This is a genomic window from Oceanicaulis sp. UBA6590 (assembly GCF_002433705.1).
In the GTDB taxonomy this organism is placed as follows: domain Bacteria; phylum Pseudomonadota; class Alphaproteobacteria; order Caulobacterales; family Maricaulaceae; genus Oceanicaulis.
Window position 1 is genome coordinate 7,690 of the sequence record NZ_DJIQ01000017.1, and the last position, 6,790, is coordinate 14,479.

Sequence of the window (6,790 nt, forward strand, 5' to 3'; positions counted from 1 at the left end):
GTGAAGATCGCCAGCGGGAAGTTCCACGGACTGATGCAGACAAACACGCCGCGTCCGGCCAGACCCAGATGGTTGGTTTCGCCCGCCGGCCCGGGCAGACGCACCGGATCGCCGAACTTGGTTTCCGCTTCCACCGCATAATAGCGCAGGAAGTCGACCGCCTCGCGCACCTCGGCGATTCCGTCCGGCAGGGTCTTGCCGGTTTCCCGCGCCATCAGCGCCATCAACCGGTCGGTGTTCGCTTCAAGCGCGTCAGCCATGTCGCGCAGGATCCTGGCGCGCGCCGGTCCGCCCTTGGCGTTCCAGTCCTTCTGGGAGTCATGAGCGATCTTGTACGCCGTCTTCACGTCCTCTTCGGTGGCCTCGTGAAGGGTTGAGACCGTGAACTCCCTGTCCGCCGGACTGTGCATCGCCTGGCCGTCGCCTGTGCGGGCATCGCCATTGATGATCGGACCACAGGCATAGGGCGCGTTCTCGTCGAATGCCTTCTGGGCCTCAGCGAGCCGCTCGCGCACACGCGCCTGGGTCAGGTCCATGCCCTTGGAGTTCAGACGATCCGGGCCATACAGCTTGGCCGGAATGGAGATGAAGGGGTGACGATCAAGCGTCGCCGCCGCCTTGAACGGACCGCTGGCCACATCGGCGGCGGGCACATCCTCATCAAGGAAGGCGTGCACGAAAGAGGTGTTGGCGCCGTTCTCCAGAAGACGCCGCACCAGATAGGGCAGCAAGTCCTGATGGCTGCCCACCGGAGCGTAGACGCGCACCGCGCCCAGATCCGCATAGGTTTGCGCCGCCGCGGCGTAGAGCGGCTCCCCCATGCCGTGCAGGCGCTGGAATTCATAGGGCGGATTGCCGGTCTCGGCCGCAATCTGACGCACGGCGCACAGGGTGTGGGCGTTATGGGTCGCAAATTGCGGGAAGATGGCGTCCGGGGCGGCCAGCATCTGTCGCGCACAGGCCAGATAGTTGAGATCGGTCGCCGGCTTGGTGGTCCAGACCGGGAAGTCCGTCTGACCGTTCATCTGGGCGAACTTGATCTCGGTATCCCAATAGGCGCCTTTCACCAGGCGCACCATGAACCGACGGCCGGTTTCCTGGCCGAGCTCGATCAGCTTCTCGAGCACGCTCATGGCGCGCTTCTGATAAGCCTGGATGACGATCCCGAGGCCGTCCCAGCCCGCCAGCGAGGGCTCGCGCGCGAGCCGGTCGAAGATTTTCAGCTGAATGACCAGGCGATCGCTTTCCTCGGCGTCGAGGCTGAAGCCCAGATCCGCATCCTTGGCCATCTGGGCCAGCTCCAGCGCGCGCGGATAGAGCTCTTCCATCACCTGCGCCTGACGCACGGCCTGATAGCGCGGATGCAGGGCGGTCAGCTTCACGCTGACGCCGTCCACATCCTCGATCGAGCCCTTCTGGCGCTTCTCGGCCACCACGCGGATGGCGTGACGGTATTTGTCGAGATAGCGCTTGGCGTCCTTTTCCGTGCGGGCGCCCTCGCCCAGCATGTCAAAGCTGAAGAGCGGCTTGACCTTGCCATAGGTCTTCCAGCCGCGGCCGCGCTTGATCGCGCTCTCGATGTCGCGGCCCAGAACGAACTGCTCGCCCAGGATTCGCATGGCGCGCTTGACGGCGGTCCGGATGACGGGTTCGCCCAGACGTCCGGCCATCTGCTTGAAGTATTCGCCCGGATTCTTCTCGGCGCGAGAATCCACCTTGAGAATCGAACCGGTCATCATCAGGCCGATGGTAGACGCATTGACCAGCCAGTTATCCGATTTCCAGGCATGCTCGACCCAGGAGCCGGACCCGATCTTCTCGGCGATGAGATCATCGGCCGTTTCCGCGTCCGGAACCCGCAGCAGCGCCTCGGCCAGACACATCAGGGCCAGGCCTTCCTTGTTGCTCAGACCGAACTCCTGAAGAAAGCTCTCCATCAGGCCGCCGCCATGACGCGTCTCACGCGCCTTCTCGACGAGCTTGATCGCGGCGTCGCTGGCCGCCTGTCGCCCTTCAGGGCTCAAGCCGACTGCGTCTTCCAGCTTGCGGGCCGCCTGGCGTTCATCAGCGAACTTCTCGCCGTCCAGTGCATCCCAATCGATAGATACGTCTGTCCAATCGCGCATGGTCCAAAGCCTCTCGAACCCGGAGCGGCCGGCGCATCCGGCCCTGTTAGAGCGGACAATGCTTGCTGAAGTCATAGAATTCAACCCCAGCTATTCACAATCAGTACAAGTCCGCAGAACATCGCAATGCAGCATAACTGCATAGATTTTATTTTGAGCTGAAAATAACTAAATTAACTTCAGCATATTCAATTACAGATCGACTCATGACAACGCCCTTTGAACTTTACTTCATCGCAGATTTTGATTGCAGCAATCCTATTCCGGGCAGATTTCCGAGTTGAAATTTTCTATTTCGAACAGCGCATTAGTGCTTGTATAGATTTGATAATCTATTTCTGTGGACACCTGCATACGCTGGATATCGCGCCTGCTGCGCGGGAAATCCGCCAAGTCTGGTTTTTTGTTTTTTGGCGAGATCCTGCCTGCTGACAGGTCCTCCTCTGAAGATTGCCTCGGACGTCCATGTTGCGCCCTGGGAGCGCAGACAAAGCTTGGACACCATATCAACGGCGCAGTCAGGGAAGCGTTCCACAGCTGACGCGCTGTCGTCAGGCCGGAGCCGGAGGTTCCGGAGAATGGCGCCGACAGCCCTTCGACAAATGGCGAAAACGCGCTAAACCGGCCTGAAGAGAGACAGGTTCTGGAGGTCCTTCCCATGGAGGAAAGCGCGCCGCTGCGCATCATGCTGGTCACCGATGCGTGGGAGCCGCAGGTCAATGGCGTCGTGCGTACGCTGTCGCGCACGGTCGAGGAGTGCCGGGCCATGGGCCATGAGGTGGAGGTGATCCATCCCGGGCTCGGGTTCAAGACCTTCCCGCTGCCGACCTATCCCGAGATCAAGATGGCGGTCGGCGCCCGCAAGGAGCTTGAAGCCCGTTTCAAGGCGTTCGAGCCCGAAGCCATCCATATCGCGACCGAAGGCTCGCTGGGACAGGCGGCGCGCGCCATCTGTCTGAAGTGGAAGCTGCCCTTCACCACGAGCTATCACACCAAATTCCCCGAATATGTGAATGCGCGCTTCCCGTTCATTCCGATCTCGGCCGGTTATTGGTTCATGCGGCGCTTCCACAATTCGGGCAACCGCCTGATGGTGGCGACCCCCTCCATGCGCGATCTCCTCTCCGAGCGCGGCTTCAACAACATCACCCCCTGGGCGCGCGGCGTGGACACCGAGCTGTTCCATCCCGACAAGCGCCATATGGGCGGCAAGAGCGTCTATGAAGGCGTTGAAGGTCCGATCTTCGTGTATATCGGCCGCGTCGCCGTCGAGAAGAACATCGAATCCTTCCTCGACCTCGACCTTCCCGGCACAAAGGTGGTGGTGGGCCCCGGCCCGCAACTGGAGGAGCTGAAGGAAAACTATCCCGAAGTGATCTTCACCGGAAACAAGTCGGGCGACGAGCTGGCGCGCCATTTCGCGGACGCGGACGTCATGGTCTTTCCCAGCTTCACCGACACCTTTGGCCTCGTGATCCTGGAATCCATGGCGACCGGCACGCCCGTCGCCGCCTATGTGGCGAACGGCCCCAAGGACATCATTCCCGGCTCCAAGGCGGGCTCGGTCAATGACGACCTGAAGACCGCCTGCCTGGAAGCGCTCGAGATGAAGCGCGAGGATTGCCGGGCCTATGCCGAGAAATACTCCTGGCGCGCCTGCGCCGAGGAGTTCGTCCAGAATCTCAAGCCCCAGCCCCGCCCGGAACGGCGGCGGTTCTGGCGACGCCTGCGTCGCCTTGGCCGCGGCGGTTAACCGCCCATACCGGGACCGGAAACAAAAAAGGCTGGAGCGAGGCTCCAGCCTTTTCCTTAACAGGTGCGAACCAGCCGGTCAGGCTGCTTCGCCCTTATCCTTTTTTTCGGAGTCCCCCTCCGCAGCGTCGAGCGCCTTCTGGGCGTCGATATCCGCTTTGGTGCGCCGTGTGCGGGTGCGCTTCTTGGGCTTCTCCTCGCCCGAGGGCTGGTCGTCGCCCGCATCCGAGGAGGAAGAGGCGTCAGCGCCTTCAGGCTCGACCACCTGCAGAGGATCATCGCTGGAATTGTCCTCACGCCGGCGACGGCCGCGCGGACGGCGCTGGCGCGGCGCGTCTTCCGACGAAGCCGAACCCGCATTGTCAGCGTTGTTCTCATTGCCGTTGTCAGCGGCGTCATCGCTCGCATCCGAGTCGTCGCCAGAATTGTTCTGGTCGTCACGCTCATCGCGCTTGGGCTGGTTCGCCTGCATGATGCGCAGATAGTGCTCGGCATGCTGATAGTAGTTTTCAGCCATGACCCGGTCGCCTGCGGAAGAGGCGTCGCGCGCGAGCTGCATGTACTTGTCATAGATATGAGAGGGGGCGCCCCGAACTTTGACGTCCGGCCCGTTGCTCTCATACGAGCGGTTACTGGGCGATCCGGCCTTTCGGCCTCGTCCGCGTTGACGCTTCATGTTCAAGAACCTGATCTCTTTTCGGGTTGTTGATACCGTTCCAGCCGACACGATCCGCGAAATCCGCGTCTATCGGCGCGAACGCAAACAGAAGATTGCGGTCGAACTCGATAGCGTATGGGCCAATGGGTCAGCGGGGCGCCCGGTAATCGCGTCAGAACAGCCCCTGCTCCGACCTGCATCACCCGCTGGACTTGACCGCACCCTAGACGCAGCTGCGGGGAGATTCCAACACTTTTCTGCACGCAGAAGCGGTCAGACGGAAAACCGCAGGCTCACGACCCGATCATGACCCGCCAGATCCTTGAGGATGCGCGTCTCTTTCGCACCCGCTTCGGACGCCGCCTCCCGCGCCCGCACACCCTGATCATAGCCGATCTCGAACAGGGCGAGCCCGCCCGGAACCAGAAGGCGCGACGCTTCGGCGAACAGATGCGGATAGGGCTCGAACCCGGTCCGCCCGCCCTCAAGCGCCATGCGCGGCTCATAGGCCCGCACTTCAGGCTCCAGCTCGTCAATCACCGCGGTCGCGATATAGGGAGGATTGGAGACCAGCAGATCAAACGGGCCTTCAAGCCCGTCCGCCCAGCTTTGATGCTGGAAGCTCACCCGGTCGGCGAGCCCGGTGAGATCCGCATTCTCCTGCGCCACCGCCAGAGCCGCTTCGCTGATATCGGTGGCGGCGCCGGTCGCGTTCGGAAATTCACTCAGAAGCGCCAGGATGATGGCGCCCGACCCGGTGGCGATGTCGAGGATGCGCAAGGGCGCCCTGCGATCCGGAAAGGCCGCCAGCGCCGCTTCAATGAGGGTTTCCGTGTCTGCTCGCGGGGTCAGCACGTCGCGCGTGACCTTGAGCTCCAATGTCCAGAAGGGCTGGGTTCCGAGGATGTGTGACAGCGGCTCGCGCTGTTCCCGACGCCCGATGAGCGCGTCAAAGCGCCCGAGCTCTGCATCCGGCATCTCAGACGCCATCTCGGTCAGAAGCCGGGCGGGCGATGCGTCGAACGCCGCCAGCAAAAGGCGGCGGGCGTCATCAGCCGCCTCATCGATTCCAGCCGCTTTCAGACGCTCTGCCGCGAGGCGCAGCCGGTCTGAGCGGGTCAGCCCGCTCAAGCCTCTTCCATCGCCGCGAGCTTGGCGGCCTGGTCTTCGGACAGGAGCGCGTCGATCACCTCGTCCAGCGCATCGCCGGAGAGGATTTCGTCGAGCTTGTAGAGGGTCAGGTTGATGCGGTGATCCGAGACCCGGCCCTGGGGGAAGTTGTAGGTGCGGATGCGTTCGGACCGGTCGCCCGAGCCGACCTGGCCCTTGCGCTCGGCCGCCCTTGCCTCATCCTTCTCCCGGCGCTCCTTCTCATACAGGCGCGCCTTGAGCACCTGCATGGCGATGGCGCGGTTCTGGTGCTGGGACTTCTCCGAGCTCACCACGACAATGCCGGTGGGGATGTGGGTCATCCGCACGGCGGATTCGGTCTTGTTCACGTGCTGACCGCCCGCGCCGGAGGCGCGCATGGTGTCGATGCGGATATCCTCGTCCTTGATGTCGATCTCGACATTCTCGGGCTCGGGCAGCACCGCCACCGTTGCGGCGGAGGTGTGAATGCGTCCTCCGGATTCGGTGACCGGGACACGCTGAACCCGGTGCACGCCGGATTCAAACTTCATCTTGCCGAACACGCCCTTGCCGCTGACCGAGGCGACGATCTCCTTGTAACCGCCGACTTCCGCCTCGGACGCCTCGACCACATCGACCTTCCAGCCGTGATTGGAGGCGTAGCGCTCATACATGCGGAACAGGTCGCCCGCGAACAGCGCGGCTTCATCCCCGCCCGTCCCGGCGCGGATTTCCAGCATGATGGAAGCGTCGTCATCGCGGTCCTTGGGGATCAGCAGCAATTGCAGCTCGCGTTCCAGGCCCGGCAGTCGCTTCTTGAGCTCCTGGCGCTCTTCCTCGGCCAGCTCGACCATATCCCGGTCAGAGCCATCCTCGATGATGGCCTCGGCTTCTTCAAAGCTTTCACGCGCGGTTTTCAGCTCGCGCGCCTTTTCGGCCACCAGCTTGAGCTCGGCGTGCTCCTTGGAAAGCTTCACAATCTCGTCGGGGTCCGCGGCAGCGCTCAAACGCGCCTCGACCTGATCGAACCGGTCAATGACCTGGTCCAGCTTTGCGTCCTGAATACTCATGCTCGATCAGTTACGCCCGGGCGCGTGTTTTGGAAAGGGGGTGAGGCTGCAGC

General features: G+C 62.6%; 5 protein-coding genes. 1 reads left to right on the forward strand and 4 read right to left on the reverse strand.

Translation table 11 applies throughout. The annotated features are described in order from the left end of the window. The coding region (putA, locus tag B2Z70_RS03585; protein WP_292981074.1) for a bifunctional proline dehydrogenase/L-glutamate gamma-semialdehyde dehydrogenase PutA at window positions 1–2,126 on the reverse strand (2,126 nt) is incomplete at its 3' end. Window positions 2,127–2,802: 676 nt separating this feature from the next. On the opposite strand from putA, the gene B2Z70_RS03590 reads away from it, so the two are divergent. After that, on the forward strand, window positions 2,803–3,879 hold the full coding sequence (locus B2Z70_RS03590) for a glycosyltransferase family 4 protein (RefSeq protein WP_040613189.1): 1,077 nt from the start codon (window positions 2,803–2,805) through the stop codon (window positions 3,877–3,879). Window positions 3,880–3,957: 78 nt separating this feature from the next. On the opposite strand, the gene B2Z70_RS03595 is transcribed toward B2Z70_RS03590, so the two are convergent. From B2Z70_RS03595 to prfA, 3 genes are all read right to left on the reverse strand, one after another. After that, window positions 3,958–4,554, reverse strand: a complete 597-nt coding sequence (locus B2Z70_RS03595) for a DUF4167 domain-containing protein (protein WP_292981077.1) — start codon at window positions 4,552–4,554, stop codon at window positions 3,958–3,960. A gap of 255 nt (window positions 4,555–4,809) precedes the next feature. After that, on the reverse strand, window positions 4,810–5,667 hold the full coding sequence (prmC, locus tag B2Z70_RS03600) for a peptide chain release factor N(5)-glutamine methyltransferase (protein ID WP_292981080.1): 858 nt from the start codon (window positions 5,665–5,667) through the stop codon (window positions 4,810–4,812). Next, entirely contained in the window at window positions 5,664–6,737 is a 1,074-nt protein-coding gene (gene prfA / locus B2Z70_RS03605) for a peptide chain release factor 1 (protein WP_009801746.1), read from the reverse strand. Before prfA ends, prmC begins: the two co-directional genes overlap by 4 nt. Window positions 6,738–6,790: the final 53 nt, after the last annotated feature.